We start from the raw sequence: 16,525 nt of genomic DNA, 5'->3' as shown, positions 1-16,525 counted from the left end.
TCTCCAGGCCCTCCGGCATCCGCCGCGAGATCCACGTCCAGTACGCTCAGGGCTTGCCCAACGCGCCAATGCTCGACGTCGGCAAATCCTGTCCCGTCAGCGCCCGCCGCCCAGAATGGCTCGACGCCTCGCGCATCACCTACAATCAGGGCTGGCGCACCGGCAAAAACCCCATGTTCAACGCCGCCGCTAAAGCCCTCATCGCCGGTGAAAACCCAGGAACCGTCGATTGCCCGGCCTAGCGGGCTGGCGATTTAGCAGCGATGGCCGGGGGAAGTTCGGCATGGCCTTCGCTCCCATATTGGTTGTCACTCGCCGCGCGCGCCAATCAGGTCTATCTAGGGTCGATCATGTCCGCGGATCCCGACTTGATGCTTTCCGCCGCTTGGCAGAGCGCCCCTTGGACGGCGCGCTGGCGGCGGCGGAGCATTCGCCTTTTGGCGGCCGTGGCCCTTCACCTGCTTCCGTTCACGCTCCTGGTCCTGGCCTTGCCTCAGGCGCCCAAACCGATCGGCGGGAGTTTCGGCCAATCGGTCAGCGTGACCCTTGTCGCTGGCGCGCCGGCTTCGGCCGCCGCGACGCCCCGCCCCCAACAGGACCTTGCTAGCCTGCAACAGCGCCTGTCGGATTTTGGTCCGACCGTGGCCTCCGAACCCACGACGACGCCTTCATCGACCACGCGACTCTCGGATCTCTTTGGCCCCGCCGACGCCAAGCCCGCCCAAGGCGGCGGCGCCAATGCGCCCGCGCCCTCCCAGTCCGTCGGCTCGGACGATGACCCGTTCGCGCGCGCGTCGGTGTCCTATCGCGGCGATGACCCGGCCAAGGCCCTGCGCCTGCAAGCCAAGGCGCAACGCTGCGCCCAAGGGAGCAAGTCGGCGCGACTGCTGGTGATCATCAATTCGGAAGGCTATCTGGTCGCCCGTCCCCGCCCTTTGGGCCCAAGCGCCGGAAGCGATAAGGTCGCCAAGACCATAGCGGCCGTCGAACGTTGCGCGCCCTTCGCCGACGCCGCCACGCCGGGACCGCCACGCTCCTACGAGATCAATGTCGGCTAGCCGAGCGCCGATCCACCCAGCTGGCTGACCCCAGACAGCAGGCTGGCCATGATCATGCCCACCAGACCGCCAAGGCCGACGATCAGCGCCGGGCCGAGAATCTGGCCGACCTGTTCGATCCGGCGAATGGCGGCTTCCTCTTCCAGGCGCCCAGCCCGGGTGAGCATCGGCCCAAGCGCCCCCGTCGCCTCGCCAACGGCCGCCAGCCGGGAGATCGCGCCCGGAAAGCCCCGCACCCGCTCCAGGGAGGCCGAGAGCGACTCGCCCTGGCGCACCTGGTGCAGCACCGGCTCGAGCCGCTTGCGGGCCAGAGGCGACCCCACCGCACGGATCGCCAAGCGCAAGGTCTCGCTCATCGGCGCGCCGGCCGTCAGCATGCCGCCGATGGCGATCGAGAAGCCGCCGAACACCAAGCTGGTCGTCGTCCGGCGCGCTGGCCCTTCTAGCAGCAGGCGGTCGATGACCGCCTGCAGAACGCCCGCCCGGGCCGCCAGCAGACCCGCCGCCGCCAAGAGACCCAGGCCCGCGCCGATCAGCGCGAGGTTTTCGCGCAGGGCGTTGCTGAGCGCGATCATGATCGACAGCGCCAAGGGCGGCTCGGCGCCCATGTCGGCGGTCAGCGGCGCCAGCGTGGGAATGACGAAGAGCAGCAGGATGATCACCGCCGCCACCGTGCTGACGAGCACGAAGGCCGGATAGGCCAGGATCGAGACCAACTTCTCCTGCAGCTTCAGCTTGGCCTGGATCAAGTCGGCGGCCCGCGAAAGCCCGCCAGAAAGATCGCCGGCCGCCTCGCCCGCCGCCACCAGCGCCCCGACCAGAGCGCCACGCTTGCCGACATTGCGCGTGAACGCCGCGTCCAACGCCTCGCCGCCGCCGATCTCGCCGGCGAGGTTGCGGCACAGCGCGGCCGTCGCGGGCCGCGTCGACCGCGCCCCCAGGATCGCCAGCGCCGTGCGCATGTCCGCCCCGGCTTTCAAGAGGTCCGCGAGATTGCCGACGATTTCGGCGACCTCGCGGTCCTTCAGCGGCGCGCCCTTGACCTTGCGCGGATCGCCGCGCTCGCGCCGGATCGACAACGGCGCCAAGCCTTGCTGGCGCAGCCGCTCGAAGGCGCGAGCCTCGTCGCGCGCGGTGACGACGCCCCGCACCCGGCGGCCCTGGCTGGAGACCGCCACATACCGAAAGCCGGCCTCGTCAACCATGCACGGCCGCCACCACTTCGTCGAAGGTCGTCAGGCCCTGAGCGATCTTGTCGAGGCCATCGGCCATCATGCTGGTCAGACCGTCCCCCCGCGCGATCTGGCCGACCTCGGCCAGGGCGCGGTGTTCGGCGACCGCCCGCAAAAGATGCTCGCTAGCCAGGAAACCTTCGCCGATGGGGATTCGGCCCCTAAAGCCGACGCCCTTACAGTGTTCGCAGCCGATCTCGGCATAGGTGCGGATCGGCGCCGGATAGCCGGCGGCCTCGCAAGCCAGGCGTACGGCCTGACTGGTCGGCTCCTCGCGCCGGCAATGGACGCACAGCCTGCGGACCAGGCGCTGGGCGACCACCCCCCGAAAACCAGCCGCCAACTGGTAGGGCTCCACGCCCATGTCCTGCAAGCGCGGCAAGACCGACAGAGCGTCATTGGCGTGGACCGAGGCCAACACGAAGTGGCCGGTCATGGCCGCCTGGATGGCGACGGCGGCCGTTTCGGGATCGCGGATTTCGCCGACCAGAATGACGTCGGGGTCCTGGCGCAGGAACGAGCGCAGAGCCGCGGCGAAGGTTAGGCCCAGGCCCGGAGCGACCTGGGTTTGGGTGACGTGCTCGAAGTGATACTCGACCGGGTCCTCGACGCTGAGCACCTTGCGGTCGGACTTGGCGAAGGTCTGCAGCAGGCCATAGAGCGTCGTGGTCTTGCCGCTGCCCGTCGGTCCAGTGACCAGGAAGATGCCGTGCGGCGAGCGCGCGGCCTGACGCAGGCAGTTGGTAAGGTGTTCGCTCAGGCCCATGGCGTCGAGGTTGAGCGGCACGGTGGAACGATCGAGGATCCGCAGCACCGCGCTTTCGCCGAACACCGTCGGCGAGGTGGCCACCCGCACATCGACCTGCTTGCCCTGAACGATGAAGGTGGTGCGGCCATCCTGCGGCAGGCGCCGCTCGCCCAGGTTCAGGTTGGCGATGACCTTGACGCGGGAAACGGCCGGCGCGGCAAGGTCGGCCGAGACCACCTGATGATCCAGCAGGCGGCCGTCGACCCGTAGACGGATGCGCAGGTCATGGCGGCGCGGCTCGAAGTGAATGTCGGAGGCTCCGACGGCGATCGCCGCCTCGAAGACGCTCTGGACAAGGCGCGCCCCGCCGCCTTCGACGGCGTTGTCGGAGATCAGATCGACCTCGCGGTCGAGACGGCGCTGATCGGCGACCACCGGCGCGGTTTCCAACGGTCCGAACGCCAGGTCGAAGCCTCGACGCAGATCGCTGGGGCGAGCCACCTGGATCGACACGGTCTTGCCCGTGGCGAACACCAGGCCCGACAGCGCCTCGTCATCGAGCGGATCGCCCGCGGCGATCAACAGCGAAGCATTTGGCGAGCGCAGCGGCAGCAGCCGAACGCGCCGGAGATACTCGGCGGAGATTCCCAGTTCGCTGAGATCGGCGATGAATGGGGTTTTCTCCGGGTCCCAAATCGGGCAGCCGGCGACATCGGCATAGACCGCAACGAGGTCGTCGTCGGGCAAGGCCCCTAGCTGGTTCAGCACCAGCTCAACCGGCTGGCCCGTGCGCGTTGCGACCATCTCGGCGCGGGCTATGGCGGCCTCATCGACCAGCTTGCGCTCGCGCAGCGCCTCGAGCACCGCGCCACGCTGGCGCAGCAGCGGCTCGAAGACCTGAGCGGTGACTACGGTCGCGGCCAAATGCCCGCCTCCAACAAAAGTCCGATCGAAACGCCCGAGAGCGCGATCATCGGTCCAAACGGAAATCGACGTCTCCGTCCCACCAGCGCGAAGATCAGGCCCAGCCCGCAGGCGACCAACACCATCCACGGGGTCGCCGCGCCCAGCCAGATCGCCAGCGCCGACAACAAAAGGACATCACCGTCGCCAAAGCCCACGCGACCATTGCGACGCTGATAGAGGACCGCGAGGGTCTTGGTCACGGCGAAGGTCGCCGCCGCCGCGATCAGCCCGACGATGAGGCTGTCGCGTCCATGCCAAGCGGCGAGCGCGAACGCCGCGCCCGCCGCCAGCCCGGTCGTCGCGCGCGGCAAGGCCCAGGTTCGCGCGTCATAAACCGAGGCGGCCAGCAGGCTCGCGGCGATCACCGCCAAGGGCAAGGCCCGACCGTCTGGCGCGGCCAGAGCGATCATCGCGCCCAAGACCATGCCCAACGCCTCGCCAATCGGATGGTAGGGGGAGATCGCGGCCGCGCAATGCGCGCACCGGCCTCGCGCCACGACATAGGACACCACCGGCAAGGTCTGCGACCACGTCAGAGGGTGCTGACAGCCATCGCACCGAGAGCGTGGCCCCGACGGCGCGCCGTCGTCGGTCGCGCGCAAGGCCCAAGTCGTCGCATAGCTCGCGACGACGCCGCCAAGCAGCACGCCGACAACGACCGCCAGCGTCAAGATCACGTCCCGCTCGGGGCCGTGCTGGTCGAGGCCGCGGTGGCGTCGGCCGGCGCGGTGAGGTCAAGATTGGGTCCCACCCCGCCGACCTTGCCATCGGCGCCCAGGCTCTGGACCGTGAAGCTCTGGCCGTCGGTGGCGAGATTGTAGGCGATGTCGCGGTTCCAGGGATCGGTCAGGGTCTTGCCGTCCTTAAGGTAAGGCCCGGTCCAGCCTTCGATGGTGGCGCCGTTGTTCAGCAGCGCCTTGAGCCCGCCTTCGGCCGTCGTCGGATAATGCCCCGTGTCGGAGCGGAACATCTCGACGGCCGAGGCGACATTGTCGAGCTGCACCTTGGCGGCCTTGGCCCGGGCGCGCTGCATCTGGCCCATCAGGGTTGGAACCAGCACGGCCGCGATCAGGGCGATGACGCCGACCACGACCAGCATTTCGGTGAGCGTGTAGCCGTCGTCGGCCTTCAGCCGGCGTCGGCGAGCAAGGTTTCGCATGCCAGATTATCCTTCCATCCGCGAGACAGGCGCCGCGAGATGACCGCGGCGGGATTGAGACCATTTCCGGTGAAGCGCACGATACGCTCGTCGCGCCAGCCGTCCTCGTCGGTGACAGCGATCCGCCACACCTCGCCGGCGCGCCACTTGCTGTCGTCCTTGCCCGCCTCGGGCTCGACATAGCTCAGAACGGGCGGTGCGGCGGCCGCGCCATAGAACGAGATCAGCGCGTCGGCGCAAGCGCGCCAGCCCGTCGACGTCGCCGCGTCGGCCGCCCACGGCAGCCCCTCGACGGAAGGCGGATTGGCCAGCCGGGCCCGCGTCGCTTCATGATCTTTGACGCCCAGGCGATCCAGAACCGCGTCGTCGAGATCGGCCGCCGCCTGTAGGCTAAGCTTAGGACGCTCAGGCTCGGCCACGACCTGGAACGCCTTGCCAAGCGCCGGCACGGTCCAGCGATAGGGCGGCGGCTTGCTGCTGGTGGCGATCGCCAACAGGGCCACATTGTGGGCTCCCGCCAGCAGATATTGCGCCTGGGTCTTCTTGAAATCAGCGCGCGCCAGCCGCAGCTCCGTCGTCGAGCGCGAGACATAGGCGATGGTGACGACAGCGATCGCCATGGCGATCACCGCCGCCGCGGGCGTGGCGTAGCCATCGTCAGAACTTGCCATCGAGGAGTCCTCGGGCCTTGAGCTCGCGCATGTCGCTAAAGAGGTCGCGCATGGTGGTGTCGGCCTGGTCGGCTTCGGTCATCACCCGCGCGCGCAAGAGCACGATCAGCTCGGTGCGCGCCAGGTCCTTGGTCTGGGTCTTGAAAAGGGCGCCAAGGGCGGGGATGTTCTTTAGCCCTGGAATGCCGGTGTTGCCGTCATTGCGCGAGCGGCTGATCAAACCGCCCAACGCCACCACGGCCCCGTCGCGAAGCGTAAGCGTGCTCTCGAACTTACGCTGCTGGATCGTGGGCGAGTCGATGCCCGACGACTTGGTCTGGATCACCGAACTGACTTCCTGCGACACCTCCAGGATGATGCGGTTATCGCCGCTGATCCGCGGCGTCACATTGAGGATCACGCCGCTGTTGCGATAGTCGATGTTGTTGATGACCGGCGCGTTGGCCGTCTGAGTGCCTTGCGAGGTCTGGGTGACGACGGGAACCTGATCGCCGACCTGCAGCCGCGCGGTCTTGTTGTCGAGCGTCAGTATCTTGGGGGCGGACACCACCTCGACCCCGGTGCGCGCGCCCAAGGCGTTGATCGCCGCCTGGACGTCGCCGTCCAGCACCGTGATCGAAAAGCCCGGATAGGTCGGGCTGATCGTGCCTGTCTTGCCGGCGGTATTGGTCACTTGCAGATGGTGACCGCTGCTAAAGACGTTCCAGTCCACCCCAAACTTGAAATTGTCGCCCAGGGTCACCTCGAGGATCGAGGCCTCGATCAACACCTGGGCCTGGGGCTTGTCGAGCTCGGCGAGGATCTTTTGGATCTGCATCCAGCGCCAGGCCGGCGCAGAGACGATCAGGGTGTTGGTGTCCTTGTCGACGGCGGCGCGCGCGCCCTCGTCTCCCGTCGCGGTCGAGACCGGTCCATTGGCCAAAGTCGAACTTGTCGCCCCGCTCGTTATCGAGACATCGGTCGTCGTGGCCTGGGGCGCCTGGCTGACGGTCGTCGTGGTGGTCGGCCGATCAAAGCTGGTCTGGGCGCTCAGAAGGCTGTTGAGTGTCTTGCCGATGGCCTCTGCCGAGGTGTTGCGCGGGTGGTAGACCCAAAGGGCGCTGGCGGTGTCGCGGGTCTGGGCGTCGAGGCGATAGACCCAGGGGGTGATATCGTTTAGCGCCTTTTCGGTCCGACCAAACAGGAGGATGCCGTTCAGGCGCTTGAGCGGCAGGACGCTGAGCCCGGAAATTCCGGCCCCCTTGATCATGCCTGTCAGCTCCGCGGCCACCGTCGCGGCCGAAGCATTGGTCAGATCAAACCAGCGCAGACGGGCGTTCTGCAGACCGCTCTGATCGAGCAATTGCAGGGTGTCGAGCGCCGACTTCAGCTCCTGGCCGCCGCCGCCCAGGACAATCAGGCCCAGGTGATCGTCGGAATGGAGCACTAGCCCCTTGCCCGAGATGGCGTCCAGCGCCTTGGCGACCTCGCTTGGCGCTGCGAACGATAGCGGAATCGCCACGACCTCATAGCCAAGACCGCGCGGGCCATCGCCGATCGCCCGCACGGCGGCGGCCGACTTAGCCTTGGTTTTGGCCGTGACGAGCAGGCTCTCGCCGTCGCGCACCAGCGCGATGTCGTTGGCGGCCAGCGCCGCCTCGAAAGCTTGCAGAAGCTGGGCCTTGGTCAGCCGCTGCTCGATCCGGAACGAGATCTTGCCGGTGACCGAGGGGTCGATGACGTAGGGCACGCCAATCGCGCCGAACACCTCGCGGGCAGCCTGGCCGACATCGGCATCCTGGAAGGCGAAAGTATAGGAGGCCGCGCTTTCGGCGCGCGCGGGGGCGACCTGGGCGGCCGCCGGCGGCGCTTGCCAAAAGCCCAAGCCCAGGACGACGGCGCCGCCAACGGCCAGACGGCGGGCGCGCGAGGAGAACTCAGTCAACATGGGGCGCGTCACGCGAACCTTCATGGGGTCATGCCCGGCGCGCTGGCGGGCGGCGGGGGAGATCTGAAGCCAGCCGGCGGTCCGCCGGGATTGCCTTGAGCGACGCCGACGGGGGATGGCCCACCGACACCGAGCATCAGCTCGCGATCGCCAAAGAGGGTCGCCACCGTCGCGCCCGAGCCCGTCACGGCGCGCAGGGTAACGCCGCCGCGGGTCTCGCCGAGCGTCAGCCACTCGGCCGGCGCCCCGCCGATCGCCAGCAACGCCGCCGTGCGCGCGGGCGTGCGCGCCAAACCCACCAATTGGACGGAGACATCGCTTTCGGGGGTGGTCGCGGGGATTCCCGTCGAGGCGAACAGCGGCCGCCCCTTGATCTGAGCCAGAGCATCGCTGGGCCGGTCCAGCCGCGGGCGGGACCGGGTCGAAATCGCCGACAGGCGCGTGTCCAACTGGTCCAGCGCCTCGCCCTGGGCGTGGCCGCCCGACAGCGCCCAGACCGCGCCGCCGAGCACGAGCCCCGCGGCGCCCGCCGCGCCCATGGCGATCAACCGCGCGTCCAACAGAACACCTTTCCGGAAAGCGAAAGCCGCACGCCCGCGCCGGATGGGGCAAGATCGGCGGTATCTACGAAGACGCTCGGCGCGCCGCGACCTAGGCGGTCGGTAAAAGCCACGACCTTTTCGTAAGGCCCCTCGACCTGCAGCGACAGCGGCAAGGGCGCGATCCTGCCGCCGCCGTCGAGCGGCGAGCCCCAAGCGACTTGAGCGCCGGTGAGGCCCTCGGCGCTCGCGGCGTCCTCGATCGCCTGGCGCGCCTTGCCGAACGCGGCGGCGTCCAGACCATCGCACACCGCGCCCTTGGGATAGGCGGCGGCCTCGCCCGGCATAGCCGCCAGGCGTTCGGCGCGTGTGACCTGCTGCTGGGCGGCCGCCAGCCGGTCGGCATAACCCGGCGGCGTGGCGATCAGCTTCAAGGCGGTTAGGGTCAGCGCCGCCACGGCGACGGCGAGCGACAGGCAGCCGGCCAACCAGATCGGGCCCAGGGGACGATCCATCAGCGACCACCCCGCTCTGACAAGGGTCTGGCCGCGATCGGCGTGGCGACGACTGGTTCGGCCACTGGCGTTCGCAGGGTCTGGCGCTCGACGGCCCACAGGAAGACCCCGGGACGGATCGGTTTGATCGAGCGACGCAACTTGCGATCCCCGAAGACGACCAGAGGCGGTTTGGCGCCGGCCGCTTCGACGGCCAGCAGGTCATGGTCCCAATGGACGCCTTGGATCTGCGCGTCGCCGGCCTTGGCGCTGCTGATCCAGGCCAGGTCCGCCAGAAGGTCGGAGAGGCTCTGGCCCTTATCGGTGCGAGTTTGCAGGGCTTGGTCCTGAGCCTTCAGGCGCGCCTTGGCCGAGGCCCCGCGCAGCTTGACATCGGCCTGCTGCTCGATCGCCACGAGCTTGCCGTCCAGCTCGGCGCGGCGGCCGATCGCCAGGCCCACGACCAGCACCGCGGCGAACACGACGACGCCAGCGCCCAATCCGATCGCCCCCAGCCGACGGGCGCGGGCGATGGCGACGTCACCGGATTCGAAGACCACCCGCACGTCGCGCCCGTCGACCTGAGCGCGGGTTTCCAGGTGGCCGTCGACATCGCGGGCCATGACGTAGAAGGCGGCGAAGCGGGCCGGCGCGCCGGGACGCCAGCTTTCCAGACGGCGCAACTGATAGACGACGTCGCCGGCCGGCAGCGGCGAGCTGAGGCGCGCGTCGAGCTCGGCCGTGCGGGCCTGTTCCCAAGGCCAGCCGGGCGGCGCCAGCAGCGTGCGCACGAAGACCTTGGGCGGCGCCTTTGCCTGGGGCGAGTCAGCCACGGACGGTTCGGCGGCTGGCGAAGCGCCCTGTTCAGGCTCGTCCGCCAGGCGCAGGCTTCCAGCAGGGATCATGAGCCGGCGCCCCGGCAATCTTGGATCACGACATCGTACTCACAGTCCACCCGCTGTTGGCGCCAGACGCGCGCCACCGCAAGTGGTAACTGCACCGTATCGCTACCGGCTTGAATGGCAACCGCCTTCAGGCCCTGCCACGACGGCGCCGGGGGTGGCAGGGGCGCGGGCGGCCAGGCGCCGCCGCTGTTGTAAGACCCGATGTACACGAAACGCGGCGCTGGGCCGTCTGGCAGCTTCAAGGTGGTCTCGAGGCCCTGGCCATCTCGGATCCGCAGTTGCCCATCCTCGATACGCGCCGTGCATCGCGAAGGTCCGCCGCAGTCGAGTTCGAAGGATTGGCTATCCCCGACCAGATGATTGGCCTGGTCGGATCGGAAGGGGGCGTCGAGCGCCAGGAGACCTTCCAGGCGCTGGTTGATCGCTCGCTCGGCGACGGCTTGTTCAAGTTGGGCGTGGGCCTTCTTCTGACCCATACCAATCAGGCCCATGCTGGTCGTCAGGCCGGCCATGGCCAGCCCCAGGATCGCCAGCGCCGCCAGCGCCTCGGCGGCTGTGTAGCCGTCGTTGGTTTTCATGCGGGCTTTGCGGCGGGGCAAACAGCGTTGGCGCGGACGGTGAACTGGCGTTGGTCGCGCAGACCGGTCAGCACAATCTTCCGCTCGCAGATGGCGCCAGGGCCGAAGGCGTTGACGGGGTCCATCACCTGCAGGGTCCAGGCGAAGCCTTGGGTTTGGCCCGAGGTCTTTCCTGGCGAAATGGGCGCGGTTTCGACGAGATAGCCGCCCAACTCGTTGGCGCGCCGTAGCTCCAGGGCGGCGTCCGACGCCAGACGGCTTCCGTGGGTGGCGGAAACCGAGCAAACCAGGGTGGCGGCAAGGATCATCAGGGCGACGAGAGCGTCTACAGCGGCGTAGCCATCGTCTTGGAGGTCTGCCCGCTTAGCAGCGCCCGTGCGCCTTTTCCTCGCGCCGGAGCCCAGCCTCTTGGATGCCAGCCGCACAATACCCCCCGGAAACGCCCCTCGGGGGCGCTCAAACCATATAGCTCAGCGACCAGATGGAATTCAATGAAAGGTTGCGCCTCGCACCCTGAAATTTTAGGAGCGATGCTTCAGAGCCTGTTTGGGGCGACCGCAATTTGGCAAGAGAAGCGGAGACAGCCCGAGCCATCCTCAGCGGCGACACCGGAGACGAGGGGCTGAAGGATCTGGAACGCAGCAACCTGCACCTTTCAGGCGGCATACGAGAGAACGACAGGGAAAAGAACTCGAGGGAAAAGAACTCGCATCTGCCGATCCGGCAGTGAGAACGAAAGATTCGGGGGTTTAAAGCCCAGCCTCCGCCCGGCGCTTTCTCACCACGCACGCGGCCGTCTACAACACCTTCAACATCCAGCGCCGCCTGATCAGACGCACCAATCTTCGGCGCTTCCGCGCCGAGGCTGACGCCGCTTGGGCGGCGGCCACCGCCTGAGCCGGTCAGTATTCGGTCCGCGCGCCCTGTCGCGATTAACGAACCTCCCGTCCACAGATGACAGACCCGCTCCCATTTATACTTAGCGGCCGCAATATCACCAACGAACTGGCCTGCACGAATGCTCCTTCAGGATTCCGGCGCGATCAAATATTGGTAAGGCCATACACCTTTACGTGAGCGCCCACACCGAGGACAAGGCCCGTTATCGTCAACCTGCCAAGGAACGTAGAGACCTGTTTCATGCCCACTGATATGTAACTTGCACCTAGGGCATTTAACGTTGAGCGATGAAAAGCCGAAAAGCAGCCCTACGGCCAATAGCCCTGCTCGAACGAACAGCGGCGCATCTTCACCCAGAAGCGCAGAGACCATGAACACGCCGGCCAAAGCCATCAACACGTAGACCCAACGCAATTTATGCCCCTTCGATACCGTCTCAGAACATTACCTTCCAGTGAACTTCTCAGCAAGATCTCGCCCAAGCGACTTCGCCAATTGAACCGCCATGGAAACTGCGGATGCAGCAGGAGACATAGGCACCTTGACATCCGAAGTGATGGTCTGGGTTTTTGACGCACTCACAGTTACCGGCGTTGTTGACGCTCCCACAGACAAGCCGGCAAAAGGCACGCCAAGCTTTGAACTGTTGAAGGAAGGTGTCGTCGTACCAACAGTCGCGCCAGCAACACCCACGCCACCTTGAATCTGCTGCGAAGAGCCTTTCACATTGCTAGTGTCGCCACCCATCAATGTCACGCCCCCTGACGCAGAGGTATCCACGCCAGTTTGAACTCCTGTCGTTAGGCTAGTACCAACTCGAAAGTCGCCCGTAGGTCCCCGCCCCGCATAAACACCTGCAGATACAGTTCCCCCAAAACCTTGAGTACTGTCGCCGGCGACGGAGACTTGCGCGGTAGAATTTGTTCCGTGCAACACGCCTTGGATCATATCAACCATCGGTCCAGCCGGCGAGAAAAGAACCTGATTTCCCGTAGGGTCGGTCTTATTTGTGGGATCATCGCCGACATATGCATACCAGTTGAGCCCGTCCTTATATCCGATGGGGTCGGTTTGCAGGAACCGCCCCAAGCTCGGCGAATAGGCACGAGCCTTGTAATGGTAGAGATCAAGGTCTGCGAGATAGACCTGTCCCGTGTACTGGAAGAGGCCGCTGTTGGCTGCACCAGGCACGCCATATTCATCATAGCTGTTTTTGCTGGTGACAGTGCCGGCACTATTCAGTGTGGCGATGATCGAACCCTGATAGTCAGCTAACAACCACTCCGGCGTGGTGCCGCCGCTAGAGTAGCGCGCCAGAGGCTCGTCGGTGCCCGTCCCGAAAACATATCGCCGCAACGGCACATTGGATCCGCTAGAATATTCGCCGATCAGATTGGCCCCATCGTAGAGATAGCGCGTTACCGTACCGCCCACGGTGGTCGCCTGATAGAGCCGCCCGAGCGGATCATACAGGAGGCTGGCGCCGGCGGCCGTGCCCCGCAGCCGATTTTCGCCATCGTAAAGGTACTTCGTCGTTGGACTCACACAGGCCAGCTGACCGGAGACCGAACCGAGACACTGTAGATTTCCTCGACCGTCATAACCGTAGGTCACGTAGCCCGGCGCGGTCGTTCCGGCCGCGGGTTTGGTTCCCGTATCGACAATCCGGTTCAGGCCATCGATGGTATAGGGACGATCTGGTGCGCTTCCCGGGCTCCAGACATAGGCGCCATTGCTGATCGTCCGCGTCTTCACCTGGCCGGCGGCGTTGTAAGTGAAGTCGTAATTGACGTTGTCGCCGGTATTCGCCGTCACCTGCGAAATTCTGGATAGCATCAAGTTCGGCGAATTGTAGCTGTAGGACGTCGTCGCCGAAGTCGATCCGCGCGCGATACTTGTGCGCCGCCCCAGATCGTCATAGGCAAACCCGGCCACCTTGTCCGTTGGCGAACTATCGCAGGCCGCGCCCGCGCGACAGATATAGGTCAGGGCGTCGGTGTTGTCGTACTTGTACGAGACGTAGAAGGCGTCAGGCCAAGTCATCTGGTCGCGCCGCGATCCGCTGTCGTAATGATAAGCGAGCGTGCCGATCGGCCCCGTCTCGGACAAGAGCCTCCCGAAACCATCATAGGCGCGCGTTATCGTGCGCCCGCCATCGGACGCCGAAATCATGTGTCCGGCGTTATCGTAGTAATAGCTGTAGCTTGAGGCCGCCGTGTCGGCGGCCGGCACGCTCTTAGTCTTCTGCTGATTCACGCCATCGAAGGTCGCGGTGATGGTCAGCCCATCGCGATGCCGCCAAGAGGTCTGGTTGCTGTTGTTATCATAGCCGTACTCTTCATAGTCGTTCGGATTCCAGTTGGCCGCGCCCTGGGTTTGCGATGGATAATAAGTCCTCAGCAGTCGATCGTATGGGTCGTACTTGTGATAGGTGAGATTATTCTCGCCGTCCTTCTCCGTGCTTAAAATACCATTGTCGGTGTAGGTGTTCTCGCGCAAGACCATCGGCTGGACATTGTATCCTGACGTAATCTTCTTAACCTTGCCGTCCGCGAAGTAGTCCGTGCGCGTGACGCGATCTGGCCCGTCGCCGCCCGCCGTGGTCGTGGAACAGGCGTCGCCATTGCTGATGATGAAACTGGCCGGATCCGACTGAAACGCCGTCAAATTCATGCGCACCGCGACGCAGTCATAGCGCTCCGGCGTTTCGTTGTAGCTATATTGCGTCAGAGCGTAGGCCACGCCGTTGGCATAGGAGATCTCCGCAGTCTTCCGGTCGCGGCTGTCGTAGATGGTTCTGGTCTGCTTGCGCACGGTGAAGCCGGACCAATTCTTGGGCGCGACCGTTTCGGACTGCCAGGCCGACAGCGTGCCGATCTCGACCTTGGTCAGGCGGCCCGCGCTGTCATAGGTGTTGCGCGTGGCGCGATAGAGCAGCGGGCCATTGTCATCGGGATCAGGTGTGATCGTCCCGACCAGACGCTGGGCCGCGTCATAGCGATAGCCCGTCGTGTAGGGGTTGGGCGAGGCTTGCGCCATGGCCAGGGTGGGCGCCACGGCGATGAGCATCGTGGTCGCCATCAGGGCCGCGCCGAGGGTTCGGATCGACATGAGCGTTTCTCTTTCCTGAACCTTGGCGGTTAGGGGCACGACGCCAGGCCGGCGCGGGCGTTGGTTTCGGAAATCTTGTTGCCCTGGCTGTCGTAGGCGTAGCAGGTGCGCAGGGTGATGCCGTCGGCGGTCACGGCCTTGCCACGCAGCAGGAGATTGTTGGGGCCCGAGTTGGGCCCGTACTCGTAAGTGGTCACCACCTCGTCGGATGATCCGTTGACGCAGCTGTTGGAGGCAATGTCCGTCGCGCCCGTCTTGCAGGTGCGGTCTTCGCTTGGCAGCCAGATCCCTGGCTCCGCGTTATAGCCGCCGGCGCCATTGCTCACGTAAGCGTTGCGTATGGTGTAGGTGTGACGAATGACGGCCTGAACGCTGGTATTGGGATCCACCTGGTGGGCCGGCCTCGTCTCGCTTAGAGCGCCGCCATGCGTCTGGTCGTAGGTGTAGTTGGTGATGTTGCCATTGCCGTCGGTAACCGTCAGCGGCAGGTTACAAGTAATGCGATTGACGCAATCGCCCGCCGGAAAGGTCTTGGCGTTCTGCACGATATTCGGATAGCCGCTTACGCCGGTCTTGGTTCCGGTGAAAACATCACCGGAGAAGATACCACGACCGTTGATGTTGGCGTACCAGCGATTGCCCTCGGGTTGTGTTACACCGCTGAGCTGTCCGCTGTAGAAGTAGAGTTGGCGCGTCTTTCCAACCTGATCGGTATAATCAGTAATGGTTCCGTCAATAAGCGTGAAGGCGACGCTAGCGCCGGAGGGATCGGTCCAACCCGTTCCATCCATTTGCTGGGGCGTTTCAGCTTGGCCGTGGGCATAGAGGCAGGTGCAACTGAATTGCCAGATCGATCCGTCTGGCAGGGTTTGCTTCAAGACCTGACTCGTTTGCCCAGACACGTAGTCGATCGTGTACTTGCAGGCCGAAACGCCAGGATCGGTCAGACAGCGAAGCTGCGACACTAGGCTATAGGTATAGGACGCCACATCGCCGTTCACGCTGGTCGCACTTGTCAGCGCGCCTGATGTGTATCCGTAGCTGGTCTTCACCAGGGGCGAGGACGTAGCGCAGGTCGTGCTGGCGGTGACGTAGGTCTTGGCCCTATTGAAGCCACAGGCGGCCGTAACATTTCCTGCCCCATCGAGGTCGAAGACTAGAGCGTAACCCTGGTTGCTCGACACCATCTTCAGGCGCGATGACCCATTGTAGGTGAAAGTCAGGACGACGCCGTTCGGGTAGGTGACGGAGGTGACCTGTCCATCGGTCGCCGAATTGAAGCGATACTTCGTCCCGTCCCGATCGGTGAACAGGATGAGCCCATTCTCTAGTTCCACCCGGGTGCCGTCGCTGCCGCCGTGGGGCAAGCCGTCCATGAACGGCGTCGCGCTGGCCTGGGTGTCGAACATGTAGGTCTTGCGGCCGATGACGATGCGCGTCATCGGCTGAGGATTGGTGCCCTGGATGCCTTTGATCATCGAAAAGGCCCACATATCGTAATTGTGGGTCCAGTTATATCCAAAGTAATGCTTAGAGTTTTCCGGGCCGCCGTAATAACTGCGCTCAAGCTTCAACGGCCCGATTACGAGGTCCGTGGTCGCGTAGGTGAAGGTTGCGTCTGTCATGCTCACGCCCGTCGGGCTACTCATGGGCACGTCCGGCGGAGTGAGCGGCACGGTCTGCGCCATTGCCGAAAGCTCGCCCAGGCCGGCACAGACAGCCAACGGCAGTACTAGGCTCCGCACAAGCCCCATAATTCCGCGCGCGAAACAGCCCAGACGGAAAACCATGGATCGCCCTCACCCCTTAACGCGGCTAATCGGGCCAAGCTTCGCCGAGCCAGAACCTGCAAGTCAACGTTGCTTTTAAAAAAATAAAATGTGAGGCTGCGCCATGATTTCAGGTCGAGGGGTGGGTCTCGCATGGCGCGCTTTGGTCACGCGGCAAGTGCTGTTGCACTGATTTTAGCTCTATCCTCCCCGGCGGGAGCGCAAGATCAGACGACCTATACTTACGATGTCCACGGGCGGCTCACGGGCGTGACCCGCTCTGGTTCGACAACGAACTACACCTACGATAACGCCCAGAACCGCACGCACCTCACCACCGTAATGATCGGCGGGAACCGCCCTCCCGTGGCCTACGCCGACACGCTGACGGTGACGGCGGGTGCGTCGGCCTCGATCAACCCGCTGTCCAATGACACCGACCCCGATAGCGATCCAATCATCCTGACT

16 protein-coding genes are annotated in these 16,525 nt (G+C 65.2%); 3 read left to right on the top strand and 13 right to left on the bottom strand.

Annotation, left to right across the window (positions count from 1 at the left end; genetic code table 11):
* Both FCU40_RS19355 and FCU40_RS19350 read left to right on the top strand, forming a co-directional pair.
* The coding region (locus FCU40_RS19355; RefSeq protein ID WP_206677354.1) for a hypothetical protein at positions 1-242 on the top strand (242 nt) is incomplete at its 5' end.
* Between the two features lie 108 nt (positions 243-350).
* Entirely contained in the window at positions 351-1,058 is a 708-nt protein-coding gene (locus FCU40_RS19350) for a hypothetical protein (RefSeq protein ID WP_206677353.1), read from the top strand.
* Here the strand turns inward: FCU40_RS19350 and FCU40_RS19345 are convergent.
* The 13 genes from FCU40_RS19345 to FCU40_RS19285 form a co-directional block, all read right to left on the bottom strand.
* Positions 1,055-2,263 carry a type II secretion system F family protein gene (locus FCU40_RS19345; RefSeq protein ID WP_168077172.1) on the bottom strand — a complete coding sequence of 403 codons (1,209 nt, stop codon included), beginning with the start codon at positions 2,261-2,263 and terminating at the stop codon, positions 1,055-1,057. The genes FCU40_RS19350 and FCU40_RS19345 overlap by 4 nt on opposite strands.
* Positions 2,256-3,962: an ATPase, T2SS/T4P/T4SS family gene (locus FCU40_RS19340; protein ID WP_241693652.1), complete on the bottom strand. Its 1,707-nt coding sequence runs from the start codon at positions 3,960-3,962 to the stop codon at positions 2,256-2,258. Before FCU40_RS19340 ends, FCU40_RS19345 begins: the two co-directional genes overlap by 8 nt.
* Entirely contained in the window at positions 3,947-4,681 is a 735-nt protein-coding gene (locus FCU40_RS19335) for an A24 family peptidase (RefSeq protein ID WP_168077170.1), read from the bottom strand. The genes FCU40_RS19340 and FCU40_RS19335 overlap by 16 nt, the downstream gene beginning before the upstream one ends.
* A complete protein-coding gene (gene gspG, locus FCU40_RS19330; RefSeq protein WP_168077168.1) occupies positions 4,678-5,163 on the bottom strand; it encodes a type II secretion system major pseudopilin GspG in 486 nt (161 codons plus the stop codon). The genes FCU40_RS19335 and gspG overlap by 4 nt, the downstream gene beginning before the upstream one ends.
* Complete coding sequence (locus FCU40_RS19325; protein ID WP_168077166.1) at positions 5,133-5,834, bottom strand: hypothetical protein; 702 nt, start codon at positions 5,832-5,834, stop codon at positions 5,133-5,135. Before FCU40_RS19325 ends, gspG begins: the two co-directional genes overlap by 31 nt.
* The gene (gene gspD / locus FCU40_RS19320; RefSeq protein ID WP_168077164.1) at positions 5,821-7,761 is read right to left on the bottom strand and encodes a type II secretion system secretin GspD; all 1,941 of its coding nucleotides are present in this window, start codon (positions 7,759-7,761) and stop codon (positions 5,821-5,823) included. Before gspD ends, FCU40_RS19325 begins: the two co-directional genes overlap by 14 nt.
* A 20-nt stretch (positions 7,762-7,781) precedes the next feature.
* A complete protein-coding gene (locus FCU40_RS19315; RefSeq protein ID WP_168077162.1) occupies positions 7,782-8,321 on the bottom strand; it encodes a hypothetical protein in 540 nt (179 codons plus the stop codon).
* Positions 8,306-8,815 (bottom strand): GspMb/PilO family protein, encoded by a 510-nt coding sequence (locus tag FCU40_RS19310; RefSeq protein WP_168077160.1) that lies wholly within the window; start codon positions 8,813-8,815, stop codon positions 8,306-8,308. The genes FCU40_RS19315 and FCU40_RS19310 overlap by 16 nt, the downstream gene beginning before the upstream one ends.
* Positions 8,815-9,699 (bottom strand): hypothetical protein, encoded by an 885-nt coding sequence (locus tag FCU40_RS19305; protein WP_168077158.1) that lies wholly within the window; start codon positions 9,697-9,699, stop codon positions 8,815-8,817. Before FCU40_RS19305 ends, FCU40_RS19310 begins: the two co-directional genes overlap by 1 nt.
* A complete protein-coding gene (locus FCU40_RS19300; protein ID WP_168077156.1) occupies positions 9,696-10,277 on the bottom strand; it encodes a hypothetical protein in 582 nt (193 codons plus the stop codon). The genes FCU40_RS19305 and FCU40_RS19300 overlap by 4 nt, the downstream gene beginning before the upstream one ends.
* Positions 10,274-10,585: a hypothetical protein gene (locus tag FCU40_RS19295; protein ID WP_168077154.1), complete on the bottom strand. Its 312-nt coding sequence runs from the start codon at positions 10,583-10,585 to the stop codon at positions 10,274-10,276. The genes FCU40_RS19300 and FCU40_RS19295 overlap by 4 nt, the downstream gene beginning before the upstream one ends.
* A gap of 1,036 nt (positions 10,586-11,621) precedes the next feature.
* Positions 11,622-14,246 carry an RHS repeat-associated core domain-containing protein gene (locus FCU40_RS19290; protein ID WP_241693650.1) on the bottom strand — a complete coding sequence of 875 codons (2,625 nt, stop codon included), beginning with the start codon at positions 14,244-14,246 and terminating at the stop codon, positions 11,622-11,624.
* A gap of 71 nt (positions 14,247-14,317) precedes the next feature.
* A complete protein-coding gene (locus tag FCU40_RS19285; protein WP_168077150.1) occupies positions 14,318-16,078 on the bottom strand; it encodes an RHS repeat protein in 1,761 nt (586 codons plus the stop codon).
* A gap of 132 nt (positions 16,079-16,210) precedes the next feature.
* Here FCU40_RS19285 and FCU40_RS19280 point away from each other — a divergent pair.
* Positions 16,211-16,525 (top strand): Ig-like domain-containing protein (locus FCU40_RS19280; protein ID WP_168077148.1); only part of this gene is annotated, 315 nt, incomplete at its 3' end.

It is taken from the genome of Caulobacter sp. SSI4214 (genome assembly GCF_012184455.1).
GTDB lineage: Bacteria > Pseudomonadota > Alphaproteobacteria > Caulobacterales > Caulobacteraceae > Caulobacter > Caulobacter vibrioides_E.
This window is presented reverse-complemented; position numbering and strand designations above follow the sequence as displayed.